This window comes from Paraburkholderia sp. A1RI-2L (assembly GCF_048957375.1).
Taxonomy (GTDB): Bacteria; Pseudomonadota; Gammaproteobacteria; order Burkholderiales; family Burkholderiaceae; genus Paraburkholderia.
On the sequence record NZ_JARBTA010000003.1, the window covers coordinates 642,918 to 664,254 of the forward strand.

General features: G+C 63.3%; 16 protein-coding genes and 1 pseudogene. 2 read left to right on the top strand and 15 right to left on the bottom strand.

Going from position 1 to position 21,337, the window contains the following annotated elements; genetic code table 11:
* Window positions 1-13: 13 nt before the first annotated feature.
* From PWP93_RS26155 to PWP93_RS26220, 14 genes and pseudogenes are all read right to left on the bottom strand, one after another.
* A pseudogene (locus PWP93_RS26155) lies at window positions 14-162 on the bottom strand (porin); the annotation flags it as partial.
* 244 nt (window positions 163-406) lie between these two features.
* Window positions 407-1,768, bottom strand: coding sequence for an MFS transporter (locus PWP93_RS26160; protein WP_421046630.1), 1,362 nt, complete (start codon window positions 1,766-1,768; stop codon window positions 407-409).
* Between the two features lie 343 nt (window positions 1,769-2,111).
* Entirely contained in the window at window positions 2,112-3,362 is a 1,251-nt protein-coding gene (locus PWP93_RS26165) for a YbfB/YjiJ family MFS transporter (protein ID WP_421046631.1), read from the bottom strand.
* A 121-nt stretch (window positions 3,363-3,483) separates the two neighbouring features.
* Complete coding sequence (purU, locus tag PWP93_RS26170; protein WP_421046632.1) at window positions 3,484-4,371, bottom strand: formyltetrahydrofolate deformylase; 888 nt, start codon at window positions 4,369-4,371, stop codon at window positions 3,484-3,486.
* A gap of 51 nt (window positions 4,372-4,422) precedes the next feature.
* Window positions 4,423-4,890, bottom strand: a complete 468-nt coding sequence (locus PWP93_RS26175; RefSeq protein WP_421042759.1) for a dihydroneopterin aldolase — start codon at window positions 4,888-4,890, stop codon at window positions 4,423-4,425.
* Window positions 4,887-5,525, bottom strand: coding sequence for a sarcosine oxidase subunit gamma (locus tag PWP93_RS26180; RefSeq protein WP_421046633.1), 639 nt, complete (start codon window positions 5,523-5,525; stop codon window positions 4,887-4,889). The genes PWP93_RS26175 and PWP93_RS26180 overlap by 4 nt, the downstream gene beginning before the upstream one ends.
* On the bottom strand, window positions 5,515-8,523 hold the full coding sequence (locus PWP93_RS26185; RefSeq protein WP_421046634.1) for a sarcosine oxidase subunit alpha family protein: 3,009 nt from the start codon (window positions 8,521-8,523) through the stop codon (window positions 5,515-5,517). The genes PWP93_RS26180 and PWP93_RS26185 overlap by 11 nt, the downstream gene beginning before the upstream one ends.
* A complete protein-coding gene (locus PWP93_RS26190; protein ID WP_421046635.1) occupies window positions 8,520-8,867 on the bottom strand; it encodes a sarcosine oxidase subunit delta in 348 nt (115 codons plus the stop codon). The genes PWP93_RS26185 and PWP93_RS26190 overlap by 4 nt, the downstream gene beginning before the upstream one ends.
* Window positions 8,868-8,895: 28 nt before the next feature.
* Window positions 8,896-10,140 (bottom strand): sarcosine oxidase subunit beta family protein, encoded by a 1,245-nt coding sequence (locus PWP93_RS26195; RefSeq protein WP_421046636.1) that lies wholly within the window; start codon window positions 10,138-10,140, stop codon window positions 8,896-8,898.
* An 11-nt stretch (window positions 10,141-10,151) separates the two neighbouring features.
* The gene (locus tag PWP93_RS26200) at window positions 10,152-11,528 is read right to left on the bottom strand and encodes an L-serine ammonia-lyase (RefSeq protein ID WP_421046637.1); all 1,377 of its coding nucleotides are present in this window, start codon (window positions 11,526-11,528) and stop codon (window positions 10,152-10,154) included.
* Window positions 11,529-11,535: 7 nt separating this feature from the next.
* Window positions 11,536-12,795, bottom strand: a complete 1,260-nt coding sequence (gene glyA, locus PWP93_RS26205) for a serine hydroxymethyltransferase (protein WP_421046638.1) — start codon at window positions 12,793-12,795, stop codon at window positions 11,536-11,538.
* A 164-nt stretch (window positions 12,796-12,959) separates the two neighbouring features.
* On the bottom strand, window positions 12,960-14,171 hold the full coding sequence (locus PWP93_RS26210; protein WP_421046639.1) for a M24 family metallopeptidase: 1,212 nt from the start codon (window positions 14,169-14,171) through the stop codon (window positions 12,960-12,962).
* Window positions 14,172-14,342: 171 nt separating this feature from the next.
* On the bottom strand, window positions 14,343-15,359 hold the full coding sequence (locus tag PWP93_RS26215) for a GlxA family transcriptional regulator (protein WP_421046640.1): 1,017 nt from the start codon (window positions 15,357-15,359) through the stop codon (window positions 14,343-14,345).
* A 79-nt stretch (window positions 15,360-15,438) separates the two neighbouring features.
* Window positions 15,439-16,866 carry a PAS domain S-box protein gene (locus PWP93_RS26220; RefSeq protein WP_421046641.1) on the bottom strand — a complete coding sequence of 476 codons (1,428 nt, stop codon included), beginning with the start codon at window positions 16,864-16,866 and terminating at the stop codon, window positions 15,439-15,441.
* 253 nt (window positions 16,867-17,119) lie between these two features.
* Between PWP93_RS26220 and PWP93_RS26225 the strand changes: the two genes are divergently transcribed.
* Together PWP93_RS26225 and PWP93_RS26230 are read left to right on the top strand one after the other, a co-directional pair.
* Window positions 17,120-18,778, top strand: a complete 1,659-nt coding sequence (locus PWP93_RS26225; RefSeq protein ID WP_421046642.1) for an APC family permease — start codon at window positions 17,120-17,122, stop codon at window positions 18,776-18,778.
* 75 nt (window positions 18,779-18,853) lie between these two features.
* Window positions 18,854-19,567 carry a M24 family metallopeptidase gene (locus PWP93_RS26230; RefSeq protein ID WP_421046643.1) on the top strand — a complete coding sequence of 238 codons (714 nt, stop codon included), beginning with the start codon at window positions 18,854-18,856 and terminating at the stop codon, window positions 19,565-19,567.
* 125 nt (window positions 19,568-19,692) lie between these two features.
* Here the strand turns inward: PWP93_RS26230 and PWP93_RS26235 are convergent, their stop codons facing one another.
* Window positions 19,693-21,336 (bottom strand): L-lactate permease, encoded by a 1,644-nt coding sequence (locus PWP93_RS26235; protein WP_421046644.1) that lies wholly within the window; start codon window positions 21,334-21,336, stop codon window positions 19,693-19,695.
* Window position 21,337: the final 1 nt, after the last annotated feature.

Genomic DNA, 21,337 nt, shown 5'->3' on the forward strand with positions numbered 1-21,337 from the left:
GCATGGCTGTGCGGTAAAGATCGGTACGCTTGCTAACGGCATACTCGCATTGGATCATGCCCATGTTCCACCCCGGTGTAAAACGGTTGTAGGCACCGTTCGTGTAGGTATATTCTCCGGACACCTGAAGGCAGGTGTCAGCGCATACTTTGCGTTCACCTTCATTCTTAACCGTTACGGAACGCGCATGGCCGTCCGGGCTCGTGGCGCCACAAAGATGATTGCCGCCTCCGCCCTTTTTGCTGCGACTTGTAGCGGTAGCGATTGCGGGCGGCAGCTATCGTGCCGCGCCTGCGCGCCACCTATTCTGAAATCGCCGGGTGCAGCAGCACGTCCAGGTTCATTGACATGTGGGCCATGCTGCTCCTGTGCACCAATCAGAACGAGAATGGTTTGCGCATCCTCATCAATCGTCGGCCAGCGGCAACCGGGAGGTTTCGCTGCTCGCCAGCATGGCTACTAGCGCGACGCCAGCAGCGCCCACGAGGTACCACGCTGGCGCGAGTTTGCTGCCGGTCGTAGCGATCAGCCAGGTGGCGACCAGCGGCGCAGTACCGCCAAAGATCGCGTTGGCGGCGTTGAAGCAGAAGGCGAAGCCGCTGTAGCGCACGCGCGTTGGGAACATCTCGGACAGAAAGCACGGCAAGGTGCCGTCATTGAGCGTGAGCAACGCGCCGAACGCAATCTGGATCAGCACAATGGTCATGAAGCTCGCGCCGGCTAGTCCCTTGAACAGCGGCACCGTGAGCAGTGCGAACAAGACCGATGCCCCAATCAGCATGGTCTTGCGGCCGACACGGTCGGACAGCGCGCCCATCAGGAAAATCAGCCCGATGTATGCCGCGAGCGAAATGGTCGCGGCCACGAACGACGCCGTTTCGCTCATACCCATTTCCGTCGACAGGTAGGTCGGCATGTAGCTCAGCACCAGATAGAACGCTACGGCATTCAGGCAGGTCACCCCGAACGCGATGAGCATCTTGCCGCGATGGCGGGTCAGCAACTCGGTCACAGGCGCCTTGGCCAGGTCGTGCGATCCTTCGAGTGCCTTGAACTTCGGCGTGTCTTCGAGCTTCAGCCGGATGTAGCGTCCGACCAGCCCGAAAGGTGCCGCGAGCAGGAACGGCAAACGCCAGCCAAAATCATGCAGTTGCTGCGTGGTAAGCATCGCGTGCATCACGGCGACGAATACCGAGCCGAACAGCAGGCCGGCAGCCGTGCTCGCCGGCACAATGCTCGTGTACACGCCGCGCTTGCCCGGGGGGGCGAATTCCGCGAGAAACGCAGACGCACCCGCATATTCGCCCGAGGCTGAAAAGCCCTGTACGACGCGCACCAGCAGCAGCAATGTGGGTGCAATCATGCCGACCTGGGCATAGGTGGGCAGGAACGCGATCAGGAAGGTCGAACACGACATGATCAGAATCGACAGCGATAGCGCGGCCCTGCGCCCATGCCTGTCCCCGAAATGCCCCCAGACCACGCCGCCCAGCGGACGCACGATGAACGAGACCGCGAATACGCCGTAGGCCGCGAGCAGTCCTGTCATCGAGTCGCTTTTCGGAAAGAACATCACCGCAATGATGGTTGCAAGATAGCCATACGAAGCGTAGTCGAACCACTCGACAAAATTGCCGATGAAGCTCGCGAGTGCCGCCCGCTTTAATAGCCCTGCATCAGCTCTATTATCACTGCGCCCTGCCACTTCGTCCGCCTTCCACTCACTGGCCGCCGCAAGGCAGCTCGGCACCGCTTTTCTGGTACTCATCCAAGTCTCCAATGGTTCTGCTGGTTCGCTCCAACGAACACGAAATTCCGCCTCGACCGTTACCGCTTCGGGCGCCGTCGAGTGCTGAGAATTGCGCGGGTTCAAGGGAATAGTAGAAGTTGCCACCAATGGAAAATATCTTTATCGGACAAGCGGCTTTCTGCATTCGACATCGAGGGTAAACACCCCGGGAGAATTCCTCGCGGCACGCGGCGGCATCATGGCACAAAGACACACGCGGCAATGCGCTTCAAAGGCGGCGTTGCCGCGCTTACGCACTTATGGTGTGAAGGAAGTGAGTCGGGGGGCCTGCGTTCAACGCGTAAGCAAGCGGCCGATCCGATCAGGCGTGGCGATCGAGCGGACGCTGGCACGCTGCCAGTAGCGCGCCAACGAGCAGAACTGCCGAAGAATAGACGAGCCCGCGCGTGAGACTCGCATTATCGGAGACCCAGCCGATCGCAACCGGCCCGGCGATCTGGCCGAACGCGAACACGATCGTGAACGCGCTGATGCCGCGCGTCCATTCGTCAGACGGAAGATTGTGTCGCACGAATGCGGTCGTCGAGGCCACTGCGGAAAGTAATGTCGAGCCGAAGATCACACCCGAAATAGCCGCCGCCAGAGGGTGTGCGAACATGGCCGGCATCAGCGTCGCGAGGCCCAGTAGCGCATTGAACGTCGCCAGCGCGAGGCCGCCATGCGTGCGGTCCAGAAAGCGCGACCAGATGCGTGCCGAGGCGACCGTTGCCACTCCCAACGCGATATAGAACGCGCAGACGACGCCCTGGCTCATGCCTTCGCTGCGCAACAGCGCAACGATGAACGTCATGTAGCCGATATATCCCACGCCAAAGAGGCCGTATCCGCCCAGTGCGGGACCGTAGCGCCACCACGCGGTTCGCTGCGTGGGCGTGCATCCTCGCGCACTCGCGATGGCCGCGCCCGCTGCATCGATGCGGCGGGCGGCGCCTCGTGCAAGCAGCGTGCAGGCCGCACATGCGGCAGCCAGCGCGAACCATGCGGGCTGCCAGCCGTGCAGCCCGGTACGCACCGTGGCCGGCACGAGAATGGACGACAATACGATGCCGTATCCTGTCCCGCCGTAATAGAGGCCCAGGATCAGTCCGCCACGGCGCGGCACGGCTGTCGCGAGCCGCGCCGCCAAGACACCGCCGCTGATAAAGATGAACGCGCTGCCGACGCCAGCCACGAGCCGCTGCGCGAGCAGCAGGGACGTGCCGGAAACGAGACCACACAACACCGTCAGCACGATCACCGCATATGCGCCCGCAACGAACAGCGTGCTGGACGCTCGATGGCGGGCGAGCCAGGGGAACATGACCGCGCCGATCAGATAACCCACCGCGTTGGATGTGTTCATCGCGCCGGCCTGGGCGAAACTCCATCCCAGGTCGGCCTTCATCGCCGGCAGGAGCAAAGCATAGGAAAAGCGCACGAAACCCAGGGCCATCGCGCTGCCCAGCGACAGGCGCATAGCCAGCCAGAGCGGCGCAAACGACTCGCTATCCTCGAGAGGTGCCGGCGCCGCCTCGATACGTCCGGCAGTCCGGTTGTCGGTATTCGACTGCATCCAGGTCGGGATCTCCGTATTCCAGTTGCCCCGTCACGCACGGTCCAGACCGGGCGCCCGAGCACTCGCCGGTCGCCCGCACCGCCCGGAATAGTGCCAGAAAATCCTGCGCACCGGAGCGCTAGCGCAGGACAACCGTTCGCCCTTCGTGAATAAAGATGCGCCGCTCGATAAAGCCCTGCACGGCCCGGGCGAGCGCGGCGCGCTCCATGTCGCGGCCCGCCGCGAGCAGCCGCTCCGGTGTGTAAGTGTGATCCACGCGCTCCACCACCTGCTCAATGATGGGCCCTTCGTCGAGATCTCCGGTCACGAAGTGCGCAGTGGCCCCAATCAGCTTGACCCCGCGCGTATAGGCCTGATGATAGGGCCGCGCGCCTTTGAAACCCGGCAGGAACGAATGATGAATGTTGATCGCCCGGCCCGCAAGACGTGCGCATAGCGCGGCGCTCAGGACCTGCATGTAGCGGGCGAGCACCACCAGCTCGGTTCCCGTGCGCTCGATTAGTGAGACGAGCGCCTGCTCCTGTATGGATTTCGTTTCAGTGGTCACGGGAAGGTGATGAAACTCGATCCCATGAGATCGCACCATGGGCTCCAGATCGCGATGATTGGACACCACGCCCACAATATCGATCGGCAATTCATTGATGCGCCAACGATGCAGCAGATCCACCAGGCAGTGATCGAGCCGCGAGACGAGCATCAGCACCTTTGGCTTCACGCGTGCGTCGAAGATGGCCCACTCGAAAGCGTGCTGGCGTGCAAGCGGCGCAAAGGCTTCTGATAGCGTCTCGAGGCCAAGGCGTCTCGGCGCAGGAACATGAAACTCGCAGCGCACGAAGAAGCGGGTGGTCTGCGGATCGTCGAAAACCGAGAATTCGTCGATATAGCAGCCAAATCCGTCGAGCAAACCGACGACAGCCGCCACCTGGCCCTGCGCGCTGGCGCAGGTCACGTTCAGGATAAAGCGGCACGTGCTATCGGTCACGTCATCAGAAGACCAGTTCATGATTTCCCCCCCGTGATTGGCACATCGATTGAGTGCCGTGTTTTTTCCGTATCAGTCACGCTTGCATGTGCTCCACTGCAGATAATCGGCGCGCGTCCATTCGAGCGACACGCCGATGCGCTGCGTGCCGGGCCGGATCTTCGGCTTGTGCACTTCGATCGTGAGCGTATCGAGCGCGGGCCACTCGCGAAACGAAAGCGCCGCAATATCGGCCACCAGCGTTTCGAGCAGCCGCGTATGCGGCTTCTTCGCGAGAAACTCCGCAATGCGCGCGCAATAGCGCTCGTAATCGATCCAGTCGCTCTCTTCCTTCGGCATCGAGCGATAGCCCAGTTGCGCATCGATCACGAGCGGCTGCGGCTGGCCATGCTCGTGCGCATGAATGCCGATGCGCGCGGGCACGCTCAGGCCCTCGACGAACACGCTCCAGCCGCGGCCGCGCGAGGGCGGCACATCGCGCGCCGCCGGCGCATCGAACGGTGCGGGCGCCGGATCGAAGGTTCCGTCGACGATCTTCATGATGCAAGCGACGCCGTGGCGTCGAGCATGATGCGGCAGAAGTAATCCGCGAAGCTGCGGCGCACGACGATCTCGAAGCGCTCACCGCCCATCGGAACCAGCACGATCGAGGCCTTGAAGAACACGCTCTGCGCGCACTGCCCTTCCTTGAACAGCCCCGGATGCAGGTCGAGCGGGCAGCCGCGCGAGAGCAGCTCGCGCGTGCGCGCGCCGTCGATCTCCACCACCGTGTAGCCGCTGCCCACGTCCACGGCAGCCGCGTACGCCTCGCCGAATGCGGGCGCGAGCTTCGCTTCGAGCACGCCGGCCTGCACCGCCGCGTCCGAGCGCACGAGCCATTCGTCGGGGCCGAGCCACAGCACGTCGTAGCCGTTGCCGCGCGCGACCGTGTTGGGCGTCGAGGGCGGCTGGCAGCCGACCACCTGGGCAAACCCGTCCACGAACGCCGGATCGCTCAGTTCGCCGCGCACGTTCACCAGATCGCGGAACGGCAGCTCACGCAGGGTGAAGCCCTTCGGCGCGCGGCCCTCCTGGGCCTTGATGAGCCCGGCCACGCCGACGAAAGGCGACTCGAGCCGCACCGCCGCTGCTGCGCGCTCCGCAAGGGGCGCCGTATCCATCGTTTCATTCAACATTCTGACGCACCCCTTCAGTGTCATAGAAAATCGGGCTGGCAATCTTCGCCTTCACGCGCCGGCCATCGGCCATCGAGATCGCGACGTATTCGCCGGTTTTGTTGTGGCCGCCCTTCACGACCGCCAGTGCGATCGAGCGGTCGAGAATCGGGCTGTAGTAGCTCGACGTCACGTGGCCCAGCATCGGCGTGGTGCCGTCGGCCCTCTGCTGCGCATTCACGTCCACGATCTGGCCGCCTTCGGGCAGCACGAACTTCGCATCGTCGGTCAGGAGTCCGACGAACTGCTTGCGCCCGTCCTTCGCGGTGTCCGAGCGCTTGAGCGAGCGGCGCCCCAGGAAGTCCTTGGTCTGCGAAACCAGCCCGCCCATGCCCAGGTCGAACGGCGTGACCGAACCGTCGGTGTCCTGGCCGACGATAATGTAACCCTTCTCCGCGCGCAGCACGTGCATCGTTTCCGTGCCGTACGGCGTGATGTTGAACTCGGCGCCCGCGGCCATGATCGCTTCCCACACTGCGCGGCCCGCGTTGGCCGGCACGTTCACTTCATAGGCCAGCTCACCCGAGAAGCTGATGCGCATGACGCGCGACTTCACGCCCGCAACGGTGCCGTTGCGATACGACATGAACGGGAACGCGGCGTTGTCGAAGTCGATGTCCCTGCACACCTTCTGCAGCACCTTGCGGCTCTTCGGGCCCACCACGGCGAAGGTCGCCCAGTGATCGGTCACCGAAGACAGACGCACCTTCATGTCGGGCCACTCGGTCTGCAGCCAGCGTTCGAGCCACGTGAGCACGCGCGCCGCGCCACCCGTGGTGGTCGTCATCATGTAGTGCTGCGCTCCGAGGCGCACGGTCACGCCGTCGTCGAACACCATGCCGTTCTCGTCGAGCATCAGGCCGTAGCGGCACTTGCCCACTTCGAGCTTGAGCCACGGATTCGTGTAGACCCAGTTGAGCAGTTTCGCGGCGTCCGGGCCCTGGATGTCGATCTTGCCGAGCGTCGACGCATCGAGAATGCCCACGCTGTTGCGCACCGCGAGGCACTCGCGCCTGAGCGCCGCGTGCATGTCCTCGCCCTTCTTCGGGTAGTACCAGGGGCGCTTCCAGTTGCCCACGTCCTCGAACAGCGCGCCGTTCTCTTCGTGCCACTCGTGAATGCAGGTCTTGCGGATCGGGTCGAGGAAGTCGCCCAGTTCGCGGCCCGCCACGGTGCCGAACGTCACGGGCGTGTAGTTCGGGCGGAACGTGGTCGTGCCGGTTTCCGGAATCGTCTTGCCGAGCGCATCCGCGAGGATCGCCATGCCGTTGATGTTGCCGAGCTTGCCCTGATCGGTGCCGAAGCCCATGGCCGTGTAGCGCTTCACGTGCTCGACCGACTCGAAGCCTTCGCGCGCCGCAAGCAGGATGTCCGATGCGGCCACGTCGTTCTGGAAGTCGACGAACTGCTTCGGTCCGCGCGGCGCGGCCTTGCGGCTGCCCACGAGCCACAGCGGCTGCAACGGCGTTTCGGTGATCTCGGCGGCCTTCGGCACCTGCGGACGCGTCACCTTGAAGCCGAGCGACTTCGTCGCATCGATGCCGGCGTCGACGGCCTGGGTCAGGCCGCGTGCCAGGCTGAATTCGCCCACTGCCGCGCCCACGCTCACTTCCTGCTGCATGCGCTTGCCCGGCGTGAAGCAGGCCTTCGCATCGTTCCAGTGCGCCTTGCCGCCCGACTGCGCGAACAGGTGCAGCACCGGGCTGAAGCCGCCCGACATCGCCACCAGATCGCACGGCAGGTCAGCCAGCTTCGCGCCGGTCTGGCCGTTCTGATACGCGACCACCTCGACCGAGTTCACGCGCAGCTTGCCGTGCGCAGCCATGATGGCCGCGTTGTTCATGATCTTCACGCCCTGGCGGCGCGCAGCGTCCTGCAGCGCGCCCTTGCCCTGCGCACGCGAATCGACCACCGTGACTTCCGCGCCGCAGGCCTTCACGTCGAGCGCGCAGCGGTAGCCCGCGTCGTTGTTCGCGAACACCACGACCTTGCGGCCCGGCAGCACGCCATAGCGATGAATGTAGGTGCACACCGCCGAGGCCATCATGACGCCCGGCAGATCGTTGTTGCCGAACACGATGGGACGCTCGTGCGCGCCGGTGGCGAGAATCACGCGCTTCGCGCGGATCTTCCAGAGCAGTTCGCGCGTGCCCTTGCGCGTCGAGACCGGCAGATGCTCGGTCAGGCGCTGCGTGACGGTCACGAGGTTGTGATCCTGGTAGCCGAAGGCCGTGCTGCGCGAGAGGATCTTCACGTCCGGCATGGCCGCGAGTTCCGCCTCGATCTTTTCGACCCACTGGATGGCGGGGCGGCCGTCGATCTCGCTCTTGCACGACAGCAGGCTGCCGCCCAGTTCGCGCTGGTCGTCGACGAGGATCACGCGCGCGCCGGCACGGCCCGCCGTGTGCGCCGCCAGCAGGCCCGTGGGGCCGCCGCCGACCACCAGCACGTCGCAATGCGCGAAGCACTTGTCGTAGCGGTCGCCGTCGCGCACTTCAGGCGCCTTGCCCAGACCCGCGGCCTCGCGGATCTTCTCTTCGTACTTCGGCCAGAATTTACGCGGCCACATGAAGGTCTTGTAGTAGAAGCCCGCCGGCAGGAAGCGCGAGAACTTCTGGTTGATCGCCATGCGGTCGTGCTCGAGGTCCGGCTCCGCGTTCACGCTGGTCGCCACGAGCCCCTGATAAAGCTCGATTTCGGTCGAGCGCGCGTTCGGCACGGTGTACGCGCCGCGCTCGAGCTGCACCACGGCATTCGGCTCGGCCACATCGGCGGTCACGATGCCGCGCGGGCGGTGGTACTTGAAGCTGCGCGCGACGAAGTGCACGTCGTTGGCCAGCAGCGCCGAGGCGAGCGTGTCGCCCTGATAGCCCTGATAGGTGCGGCCGTTGAACGTGAAGCTCAGCGGAATCGCGCGGTTGATGCGCCCGCCGGCGCCGAGACGGTTCTTCTGGCTCATCGCTGCTTGCTCCCCTGCGTGCCTTGTTGTGCGCCTTGTTGTGCGCCTTGTTGCGCCCTGGCCTGGACGTTCACCGCCGAGCCGGCGTCGCCAAACGTTTCGTAACCCTGAATGTCGTAACTGACGGTGTCGCGCGTCACCTTGAACCAGCGCCGGCAGCCCTGCGTGTGCAGCCACTGCTCCTTGTGCACGCCGCGCGGGTTATCGCGCATGAACAGGTACTCGCCCCATTCGCGGTCGCTCAGCTTGTCGGTGTCCAGCGGCCGCGCGATGTCCGCCTCGCCGCCGCAGGTGAATTCGAGTTCGGCGCGCGGCCCGCACCATGGGCATTCGATCAGCAACATAATGTCTTCTCCTGTTTCAGGTGCGTAATCAGTGCGCCACGGCAGCTGCGCCGTGCTCGTCGATCAGATGGCCGTTATAGAAACGGTCCAGTGCGAACGGCGCGTTGAGCGGATGCGGTTCGTCGTTCGCGATGGTGTGCGCGAACACCCAGCCCGAGCCCGGCGTCGCCTTGAAGCCGCCGGTGCCCCAGCCGCAGTTGAAATAGAGGCCCTTCACGTCGGTCTTGCTGATGATCGGGCAGGCGTCGGGCGAAACGTCGACGATGCCGCCCCACTGGCGGTTCATGCGCACGCGCGAGAACACCGGGAACATTTCGACGATGGCCTGCAGCGTGCCTTCGATGATGTGATAGCTGCCGCGCTGGCCAAAGCCCGTGTACTGGTCGACGCCCGCGCCGATCACGAGGTCGCCCTTGTCGGACTGGCTGATGTACGCGTGCACCGCGTTCGACATGATGACCGAGTTGACCACCGGCTTGATGGGCTCGGAAACCAGCGCCTGCAGCGGATGGCTTTCGATCGGCAGGCGGATGCCGGCCATGTCGGCGAGCGTGGTGGTGTTGCCCGCGGCCACCACCGCCACCTTCTTCGCCTTGATGAAGCCCTTCACGGTATCCACGCCGGTCACGCGCCCGCCATCGCGGCGGATGCCCGTGACCTGGCAATTCTGGATGATGTCCACACCGTGACGGTCCGCGCCGCGCGCGAAGCCCCAGGCCACCGCATCGTGGCGCGCCACGCCGGCGCGACGCTGAATGGATGCGCCCAGCACCGGATAGCGGCTGTTCAGGTTGATCGTGGGCTCGATCTCCTTGATCTGCTCGGGCGTGAGGAACTCGGCGTCCACGCCGTTCAGGCGGTTCGCGTTCACGCGGCGCTCGGTGTCGCGCACGTCCTGCAGGTTGTGCGCGAGATTCATCACGCCGCGCTGGCTGAACATCACGTTGTAGTTCAGGTCCTGCGAGAGCCCTTCCCAGAGCTTCATGGCCTTCTCATACAGCGCCGCCGACTCGTCCCACAGATAGTTCGAGCGCACGATGGTGGTGTTGCGCGCCGTGTTGCCGCCGCCGATCCAGCCCTTCTCCAGAATCGCGACGTTCTTCACGCCGTGCTCTTTCGCGAGGTAGTACGCGGTGGCGAGACCGTGCCCGCCGCCGACGACGATCACGACGTCGTACTCCTTCTTCGGCTCGGGGCTCCTCCACTGCCGCTCCCAGTTCTCGTGATACGACAACCCGTTGCGGAACAGACTGAATATCGAATAGTGGCTCATGGTGTCCTCCCTCAGCATTCGATCACGTTGACCGCGAGGCCCCCGCGCGATGTTTCCTTGTATTTCGTTTTCATGTCCGCGCCGGTCTCGCGCATCGTCTTGATGACCTTGTCGAGCGAAACGTAGTGCTTGCCGTTGCCCCTGAGCGCCATGCGGGCCGCGTTGACGGCCTTTACCGCGCCCATCGCATTGCGCTCGATGCACGGAATCTGCACGAGGCCACCTACGGGATCGCAGGTCATGCCCAGGTTGTGCTCCATGCCGATTTCAGCGGCGTTTTCCACCTGCTCGGGCGTGCCGCCCATCACGGCAGCGAGCGCGCCCGCTGCCATCGAACAGGCCACGCCCACCTCGCCCTGACACCCCACCTCTGCGCCGGATATCGACGCGTTCTCCTTGTAAAGCAGGCCGATCGCGGCGGCAGTCAGAAGAAACGTCACTGCGCCGTCATCGTCGGAGCCCGGCACGAACTTGGTGTAGTACTGCAGCACGGCCGGGATGATCCCAGCCGCGCCGTTGGTCGGTGCGGTGACAATTCGCCCGCCCGCCGCGTTCTCCTCGTTCACGGCCATCGCGTAGAGATTGATCCAGTCGATCATCGAAAGCGGGTCGCGCAGGCACTCTTCCGACTGCGCCTTCAATTGCTGAAAGACCGCGGAAGCGCGCCGCCGCACTTTAAGCGGACCGGGCAGCGTGCCTTCGATCGCACAGCCGCGTGCAATCGATGCCGCCATCACGTCGCGAATCGTCAGAAGGCCCGCGCGCACGGCATCGGGCGAGCGCCACGTGCACTCATTGGCCATCATCACATCGGCGATCGACAGGCCGCTTTCGCCGCACAGCCGCAACAGATCCACGCCGGTCCGGAACGGATACGGCACGTCGTCGGTGCCCGGCAGGCCATTGAGCCGCTCCCCGGCATCGTTGACCACAAAGCCGCCGCCCACCGAGTAGTACGCCTGAGTATCGAGCACCGATCCGTTCGTATCGAGCGCCGTAAAGCGCATGCCATTGGGATGCAGCGGCAATACCTCGCGCCGCAGAAAGGCAATCTGCGTCTTTTCGTCGAAGGCGATGCGGCGCTCGCCCGCCAGGTCGAGTTCCTTCGCCGCGCGGATGGCGGCGAGGCGCTGTTCCGCATAGTCGGGATCGATCGTATCGGGCAGGTTGCCCTCGAGACCGAGTAGTACCGCCTTGTCGGTACCGTGCCCCTTGCCGGTTGCACCAAGCGATCCAAACAGCTCGATACGCATCGAGCCCAGACGAGCAAGCACGGAACGATCGCGCAAACGTCCGGCAAACTTGCACGCGGCGATCATCGGTCCCACGGTGTGCGAACTGGATGGACCGATGCCGATCTTGAACAGGTCGAAGGTGCTCACGTTCATGGCGTCCTCACAGACCCTGATAGACCGGATACCGCGCGCACAGCTTCGCCACCTCGTCACGCACACGGCCTTCCACCTGCGCGTCGCCCAGGTGATCGAGCACCTCACAGATCAGTCGCGTCGTCATTGCGGCGTCGTCCTCGTTGAATCCGCGAGTGGTGATCGCGGGAGTACCGATACGGATTCCGCTCGTAACGAAAGGCGATTGCGGGTCGTTGGGCACGGCATTCTTGTTGACGGTGATATGCGAGCGACCGAGCGCAGCATCCGCGTCCTTGCCGGTCATGCCCTTTGCCACGAGACTGACAAGAAAGAGGTGGTCGTCGGTGCCGCCGGATACGACCTCGTAGCCGCGCGCGATGAATACTTCCACCATGGCCCGTGCATTGGCGAGCGTCTGCGCCTGGTAAGCCTTGAATTCGGCGCTTTGCGCCTCCCTGAATGCAACGGCCTTGGCGGCAATCACGTGCATCAGCGGACCGCCCTGTGTGCCCGGAAACACTGTCGCATTGAGCTTTTTCTCGATATCCGTGTTGGCGCGCCCGAGAATCAGGCCACCGCGCGGGCCGCGCAGCGTCTTGTGCGTGGTGGTGGTCACCACGTCGGCAAACGGCACCGGGTTCGGATACAGGCCCGCCGCGACGAGACCGGCGACGTGCGCCATGTCCACGAAGAGGATGGCCCCCACCTTGTCGGCAATAGCGCGAAAGCGCGCGAAATCGAGGACGCGTGAGTACGCGGAGAACCCTGCCACGATCATGCGCGGACGATGCTCGAGCGCAAGCTGCTCGACCTCGTCGTAATCGATCAGGCCGGTGCTGGCGTCGACGCCATATTGGATGGCGTTGAAGATTTTTCCGGAGAACGAAACCTTGGCACCATGCGTGAGGTGTCCGCCGTGAGCGAGGCTCATGCCGAGAATCGTGTCGCCCGGCGAGAGCAAGGCAAGGTACACGGCCGCGTTGGCCTGCGATCCGCTATGCGGCTGCACGTTCGCGAAATCCGCGCCGAATAGGGCCTTGGCACGCGCAATCGCCAGCTGCTCGACCACATCGACGTGCTCACAGCCGCCATAGTAGCGCTTGCCGGGATAGCCCTCCGCGTACTTGTTGGTCAGCACCGAGCCCTGTGCCTCGAGCACGCGCGGGCTCGTGTAGTTCTCCGATGCGATCAGCTCGATATGCGCTTCCTGGCGCGCGCGCTCGAGGCGCATCGCTTCCGCGAGATCCGGATCGAATCCGGCGATGGTTTGTTCCCTGGAAAACACGCTGGCGTCTCCTGTCGATTCGGAGCCGGCGCTTTGGCTGTCGACCCGGGTTCGCGCTCAAGCGCGCTCCCCGGATCCCAGCCAAAGTACTGGCTCCGGTCCAATGCAAGATGGTTGCTGTCAATAAGCGCCCGCGGGCTGCGCCACGGGCGGCGATAGCCTGATCAGGCCTTGATGATGTTGTGTTCGGGGCCGTACGGGAAGGCGGTGATGTTGGTGGCGCCTTTCTCGCCAACCACGAGGATGTCGTGCTCGCGATAGCCGCCGGCACCCGGCAGACCCACAGGGATCATGATCATCGGCTCCATCGAAACAACCATGTTCGGCTCCAGCACGGTGTCGATGTCTTCACGCAGTTCGAGCCCTGCCTCGCGGCCGTAGTAGTGGGACAGCACGCCGAACGAGTGGCCATAGCCGAATGTCCGGTTCTGCAGCAGCCCGTATTCCGCGTAGATCTTGTTGAGTTCCTGGGCGATATCGCTGCAGCGCGCGCCCGGCTTGATCAGCTTCAGGCCGGCTTCGTGTACTTCGACGTTAGCTTTCCAGAGACGCAGGTGCTCGTCCGGGCAGTGGTCAAAGAACATCGTGCGCTCCAGCGCGGTGTAATAGCCAGCGATCATCGAGAAACAGTTCAGGCTGAGGATGTCGCCCTTTTGCACCTTGCGCGTGGTAACCGGATTGTGTGCGCCATCCGTATTGATGCCCGACTGAAACCACGTCCATGTGTCCATCAGTTCCGAATCGGGAAAACGACGCGCAATTTCCCGCACCATCGCCTGCGTCGAGGCGAGCGCAACCTCATGCTCGGGCACGCCTTCGTGCACGGCCGCCGCGAGCGCCGCGCCGCCGACATCGCACACGTTCGCGCCATGCTTGATGAGCGCGATCTCTTCGTCGGACTTGATCATCCGCATGCGCATCGTCTGGGCGCCGATGTCAACAAACTCGACCGACGGGAGTGCCGCCTTCAGTTTCGACAATACTTCGACGGGGACATGATCGAACTCGATGCCCACACGGCCCTTGTTGTCGATCTCGCCCTGCACGGCGCGAAAGAAGTTGTCGCGCTGCCAGTCCGTGTAGACCACGTTGTAGTCGCCGACCGTGCGTCGCCACGGTTGACCGCCGTCGATGTTGGCCGAGATCGAAACCACTTTGGACGGCGTAACCACGAGACCGTACTTTCTGCCAAACGAGCAGTAGAGAAAGTCCGAGTAGTAGTTGATGTTGTGATACGACGTGAAAAGCACGGCGTCGATATTCTCGCGCGCCATCAACTCGCGCAGCTTGCGTTGACGGGTTGCGTACTCCGCATCGGAAAAGGTGTGCTTCACCTTCTCGCCATTCTCGATTCGAATCAGGTTCTCCATCTTCATGTGCTCGCTCCTGGGTGAAAAAGCGTGGTGGGTGTGAGCAGATGGTAGAAGTTCGGGAATTTTGAGAATTTCCGAAATGGACAACGTCGTTCCCGAATTGGCCAAATCGGGTTAACCATGAAATCGCTCGCTGGCTTGCGGCCGTAGTATCCGGCCGCGATGCCAGAATGGCTACAGCGCGTTCTGATAGCGACGCCGGTCAGCGATCGGGGAGATCTGGAATTGCGCCTTGTAGCGCGTGGCAAAGTGTGTCGTGGACGTGAAACCGGTGCGCGCGCACACTTCCTCGAGCGGGGCTGCCGTGCGGTACAGAAGTTGCCGGGCGCGCAGAAGACGAATCTCGAGGTACGCCTCGGCGGGGGACTTGCCCAGACGCTCCTGAAACCAGCGCTGGAGCTGCCGCTGCGAGACACGCAGATGAGACGCAATCTCCGGCACGGCAAGCGGCTCTTCGACGTTGCTTTCCATGATTTGCAATGCCTCGTCGAGTTTCTCATGCTCCGCGCCGATATATTGACGTAACGAAGTCTGCTGACGATATTCGCGGCTGCGCGGTTCCGCGACCAGCAATTCGAGAACACGTGCCGCGAGTGCCTGGCTGCCCGGCGGATTCGCCAGCAGATGCACCATCAAGTCGAGCGGTGCCACGCCACCGCTGCAGGTATAGCGATCCCGGTCGATTTCGAATAGCCGCGTTGAAACCGTCAGCTTTGGAAACTGCTCCATCAATACGTCCTGGTCTTCCCAGTGAATCGTGCAACGGTATCCATTCAGCAATCCGGCACGCGCCAGAAAGTAGCTGCCGGTGTCGAGCCCGCCAAGAGCCGCCCCCTTTCCCGCCTGCCTGCGCAGCCAGTCCACCACTGCACCAATTCCCCTTTTCGGAATGGGATTCGGCCCGACAACGAACACCACGTCAAAAGGCGCGCTGTCCGCCATCGAGACGTCCGTGACCACGCGGATACCGTCACTCGACGGAACAAACTCGTCGCCTGGTCCGATCAGGCTGTAGTCGTATACACGCCGTCCTACGATCATGTTGGCAATCCGAAGTGGATCAATCGCGGAGCCAAGCGCAATCAGGGAAAAGTTCTCGAGCAACAGGAAGCCGTAACGCATGACACGTAGATCGTGCATGCCGTCACGTACCTTTGACGGTGGCGATTGCCTGGGCAGGGTCGTAGACATTGGAGGATCGGTTTGAAGCTGAAAGGGACCGGTTGATAGAGGCACGAGGATATGGGCGTGAACCCGGCGCTCTCGACCGTTATCCCGCTTGATGGGTTTCGCTTACAAAGACCAGGGTGCGAAACACGCCATGCTTGTCTCCCCACTGGCTGACCACCTGCACCAGAACCTCCGGCCCTGGCCCGCTTGCACGGCGCATATGACCGGTGATATTGAGCATCTTGAGCGTGCCGCGCGCCTCGGCAGACTTCATATGGTCGCGCAGAGACTTGCCGGTCGCTTCGTCGAACAGCGAAGCCAGCGGTTGCCGGGCCAGCGAGTCGGCTGTGAGCGCCGCCAATTCGGCAAGTTTGGCGTTCGCGCACAGGGTGTCACTGCCCGACTCCAGCCAGGCGATGCCCACCATCGGCTGATCGAATATCGCCCGCCAGCGATCTTCACTGCGCGCAAGAGACGCTTCGGCCTGCTTCTGCGAAGTAATGTCCTGATTGACTTCGATGGCGCCAATGATGCGCTCGTCGTCGTCCAGCAGCGGAATGGCCGACATGATAATCGAGCGTTGCTGCCCGTCGAAGGCGTCGATGTTGACGATTTCCCCCCGGCTAGCCTCGCCCGAGAGAATTGCGCGCGCCAGCGTCCAGCCCTCGCCGCCCACCTCCTTGCCCGTACTGTCCCAACGCCCGCTGTACTCGCCATAGCGGGCAAGTTCGACGAGTTTGGCACCGCCCCAGATGCGCTCCGCCTCCGGATTGGCGATGCGGATATGGCCGCTTTCGTCGGCGATCCACAAACCCACCGGAATCATTTCGATGACCTTGCGCATCATGTATTCGCTGCGCGTGAGGGCCTTTTCCATTGCCTTGCGCTGCGTGATATCGATGCATACGCCCACGACCTTGAGGGGCCGCCGCGCCGCGTCGTAGATGAGCTGGCTGCGACAGGAGAGCCAGCGCTCCTCGCCCTGTCCGTGTCCATCTCCCACATCGGTGCCGGGCACACAGAAGTCCCATTCCTGAGTTTCGGCGCCATCGGCGAACTGCGCCACCAGGCGTTCGAGGGGAAGCGCCTCAAACGGGACGAGATTGGACCGCATGGCTTCGACCGGCTTGCCGAAGATCTGCTCTGCACCAGGCGAGGTCGTCAGCTCCCGCGTCAGGACATGCCATTCCCAGGTGGCGATGCGCGCGGCGTCATAGGCGAGCTTCATGCGCGCTTCGCTGTCGATGATCTGGCCGAGGTACTTCTGCCGCAGGTCCTGCGCGCCGCTCTCGGGTACCAGGGTCTCCTGGAGATCCTGGATCGCCTCGTCGCCGTAGCGTAGCCAGACCCAGTTGACGTCCAGAAAAGCGGCAAGTACACGCAGATTCGCGTATTCGATTTCTCCGCCATTGGTCCACCGGTGAACCGACGGCGTGGAGATGCCCAGCGACTTCGCGACTTGTGTGAGGGTGAGTTGCTTTTGCTGCAGCAATTCCTTCAGACGCTGACCAAACCCCGATGACTTCATCGTCTCCCGTCTCGCTTTGCCTGGAACTGAGATTCGTGGCGCTGGAGCACCCCCAGTCGAGTGCCAGCGCCCTTTGTGCGCCGATCATAGCACGCAGCTATCGGCTACCTCTTTGTGAGTATTACTTCATACGCAATAGATTACTTGACGAGAAATATTGCGACTTCTATAAATTCCACACGCGTTCTGACGGCGTCCAGGAACGTGCTGCAGAACACACAACCGGCAGTTCACCTTGGAGGAGACAACTCCCGTGGAAACCGCAAACGATCCCGTCATCAAAGAGGCGGGTGCATCCGATGATGCGTACGTCTCGACGTCTCACCCCGGCGGCGGGCAGGCCAGCCTGCACCGGGCCATCAGCTGGAAGGGCGCCTTCTGGGCGGCGAGCGGCGTGCCCGCGCTCGTCCTCTTCAACATTGGGGCGCTTGCTTCGACCGTCGGACAGCCAGCATGGCTGATCTGGATCGTGTCGATCCTGATGGGCTTCATCCAGTGCTTCACATACGCCGAGATTGCCGGGCTGTTTCCACACAAGTCCGGAGGCGCGTCGGTGTATGGGGCAATCGCCTGGGTGCGTTACAGCAAGTTCATTGCCCCGATCTCCGTCTGGTGCAACTGGTACGCATGGTCACCCGTGCTCGCACTCGGTACGGGTCTCGCCGCGGGTTACATCCTCACGGCCCTGTTTCCCGCGAACTCGGCCATCAACACCTGGTCGCTTACGCTCATGCACCTCGACTTCATCGAGCACGGCCTGACGTTGCGGATCAATTCGATGGCCATCCTCGCCGCCCTCATCCTGCTGATTACCTTCGCGATCCAGCATCGCGGCATCTCGCAGGCGACGCGTACCCAAATGATTCTCGGCATCAGTTCGTTGTTGCCGCTCGTGCTGATCGGCATTGTGCCGATCATGAGCGGCGATATGCCGAGTACGCATTTTCTGCCGCTGCTGCCGCTGGCACGGGACGCGTCCGGCCATGTGGGCTTCGGCCACTACAACCTGGCCGGGATCACGCTGATGGCCGGCGGCATGTTCATTGCGGGCTGGGCCACCTATGGCTTCGAAACCGCGGTGTGCTACACCAGTGAATTCAAGGATCCGAAGCGCGACACCGTTCGGGCGATCGTCTACTCGGGCCTGCTATGCGTTGCCATCTTCACCCTGGTGCCGCTGGCGTTCCAGGGCTCGCTCGGGCTCGACAAGCTGCTCGACCCCGGGCTCTATGACGGCACCGCAGTCGGCGTCGTGATGGCGAAGATGATAGGCGGCGGCGCACTCGTCACTAACGTGGTGGTTGCGATGCTGGTGCTCTCGCTGGTGCTCGCAGTGATGACCTCGATGATGGGTTCGTCGCGCACGTTGTACCAGGGCGCAGTCGACGGCTGGTTGCCCAGATACCTCGCGCGCGTCAACGAGCACGGCGCGCCGACGGCCGCCATGTGGACCGACCTGGCTTTCAACCTGGTGTTGCTGATGCTCTCGGACAACATCATGCTGCTCGCGATCGGCAACGTGGGCTACCTGATCTTCAACTTCCTCAATCTCCAGGCAGGCTGGATTCATCGCCTCGACCGGGGAAACTGGCCACGTCTGTACCGGGCGCGCGGATGGCTGCTGGCGCTCGGCGCGATCTTCGGTTTTCTCAACCTCGCGTTCATGGGCATGGGTGCCGATATCTGGGGGCCCGGCACGCTGCGTAACGGCCTGATATTCACATGCCTGATCGTGCCGGTGTTCCTGTTCCGCCACTATGTTCAAGACCGTGGCAAGTTCCCGGCCGCCTTCAGCCGCGATACCGATCTCGTGAACCGGGTCGGTACACGCAGGCCCTGGCAGCCCTACGCAGCGCTCATCGTGGCGGCGCTGGTGGTGGCAGTGACCCATCACCTGGCGGTCTTGCCTTAAGTGTCTCCCGCCCGCATCGAGCGCAAGCGCGGCGGCGACGGCTTACCGATCGCACTGAACCGGAAAGGATTTTTCATGTCGAATACGGAACATCTCGATGCAGCGGACACGCTCTGCGGCTATCGGAAGGTGCAGCATGCCGCGCGTCGGACGCTGGACGAAATCGTGCACTTCATTGCGCCGGGCGTCAGCGAAATCGACCTCGTGCGCAAATGCGACGAACTACAGCGCGCGGCGGGCGTAGACGACTACTGGTATCGCGCCTTGCCAGCGCTCGTGCTGGCTGGCGAGCATACCTGCCTCGCCATTTCGCGCGAGGCCTACGTGCCCGAAAGCGCCCCGCTCAAACACCACGACGTGCTGACCATCGACCTCAATCCGGCCATGAATGGCTACTGCGGCGATCTCGCGCGCACTTACTTCATCGAAGATGGGCAGGTGCGTCGCGCACCGCACCGCGACGAGGAGTTTCTCGCCGGCGCCCACGCCCAGGCATCGCTGCACGCCCTGCTTCGGCGTGTGGCGACGCCTGACCTGCGTTTCGACGAGTTATACGGGATGGTGAAGGATGCCGCCGACCGGCTCGAATGCGAGCTGCTGGACTATCTCGGCCACAGTATGCAGGCCAATATGAGCGCGCTCGACTTCATCGCACCGAAGGTCACCCACACGCTCGGAGAGGTGGGCCTGTTCACCCTCGAACCGCAGCTTCGCGTCAAGGGCGGCCGCCATGGGTTCAAACACGAGAACATCTACTTCTTCGCCGGCGGCGTTTTGCATGAACTCTAGGAGCGGGAGCGCCACTTGTTCGAGGCCGGTCGATACCACCGTACAGCGCCCCCTGACGCTAGGGCCGCCGCGCAGTAGCGCCCTGGAAGGCCGCGGCCGGCCGACCCGCCCGCGGCCCTGTCCGGTCAATGCGGCACCGATGGGATCATCCAGCTGAGCACGTGCTGCTGCAGGTACACAAGCACGCCGAGCACCAGCGTGAGGGCGATGCTGTGCCAGAAGGTACGCGCGAACACGACACCCTCCTGCCCCTTGAGGTCGGTCGTTGCCACGCCGGTCGCAATGTTCTGCGGCGAAATCATCTTGCCCATCACGCCACCCGAGGAGTTGGTCGCCGCCATCAGCACCGGGTCCAGGCCGAGCTGCTTTGCCGCCACCACCTGCAGGTTGCCGAACAGCGCGTTGCCCGACGTGTCGCTGCCCGAAAGGAATACCGCCACCCAGCCGAGCGTCGCCGAAACGAGCGGGAACAGCGCACCCGTGGACGCGACTCCCATCCCGAGCGTGTAGCTCATGCCCGAATAATTGAGCAGATAGGCAAGCGCCACGATCATCATCACCGTGACAATGGCAATGCGCGTCTGTTTCCAGGTCTGGGCGACACAGGCGGCAAAGCCGCTGATCCCCACTCGCGTCCACACTGCGGTGATCGCCGCGGCAACGAGAATCGCCGTGCCGGTGCCAAGCGGCTGGAACGTCCAGATCGCGGCATAGGACTTGTGATAGAGCGTCATATAGACGGCGTTGTGAAGGCCGGGCCACTTGATGTTCGCCTGGCCAATCGACGCAATGCCCGCATGCACCCAGAAAATCACGACCACCGAAACGATGATCCACGGCAGCCAGCCGCCGTAGCCGATGCGATCGGCGTGGTTCGTGGCTCGCGTGGCACCGCGCGCGATCGCGAAGGCTGCGTCGGGTTCAGGCTTCCAGACTTTGAGGAAGCCGATGGTGACGATCAGCGAGGTCAGCGAGGACAGCACGTCCGTCAATTGATAGCCGAGAAAATTCGACGTGACGAATTGCGCGAGCGCGAAGCTGCCGCCCGACACGACGAGTGCCGGCCAGAGCTTGCCGATGGAGCGAATGCCGCCGTACATGGCGACCACATAGAACGGCAGCAGGAACGCGAAAAACGGCAACTGGCGGCCGACCATCGCGCCAAGCGTCTCGGGATGCAGCGACGTCACAGCGCCCAGCACGGTGATGGGCACGCCAAGCGCCCCGAATGCGACTGGCGCCGTATTGAAGATCAGCGTGAAACTGAGCGCCTCGATAGCGGGAAAGCCGAGGCCGATCAACAGCGCGCTCGTGATCGCCACCGGCGTGCCGAAGCCGGAGATGCCTTCGAGCAGGCAGCCAAACGAGAAGGCGACGACGAGCAGCACGAGGCGCCGGTCGTCGGGAAGATGATCGAGCATCCATTGGCGGAACTGGTCGAAGCGGCCCGACTTCACCGCGATGTTGTAGAGCAGCAGCGCGTTGACGACGATCCACATCACCGGTATCAGCGCGAGCGTCATGCCTGCGCCGACGGCATCGAGCGCCAGGCCAGCGGGCATGCCCCACACGCCGATCGCGATGGCGAGGCCGGCGACCAGCCCCGCCAGCGAGGCCTGCCACGCGGGCCGGCGCAGGATGCCGAGCATCGCAAGCGCAACTGCAATCGGAATGACGGCGACGACAAATGAAAGGGGCAGTGAGTTGCCGACAGGCGTCAGCGGCTGCGCGAACAGGGTTCCTGCGGGTAAAGCCAAACCTGAATTCACT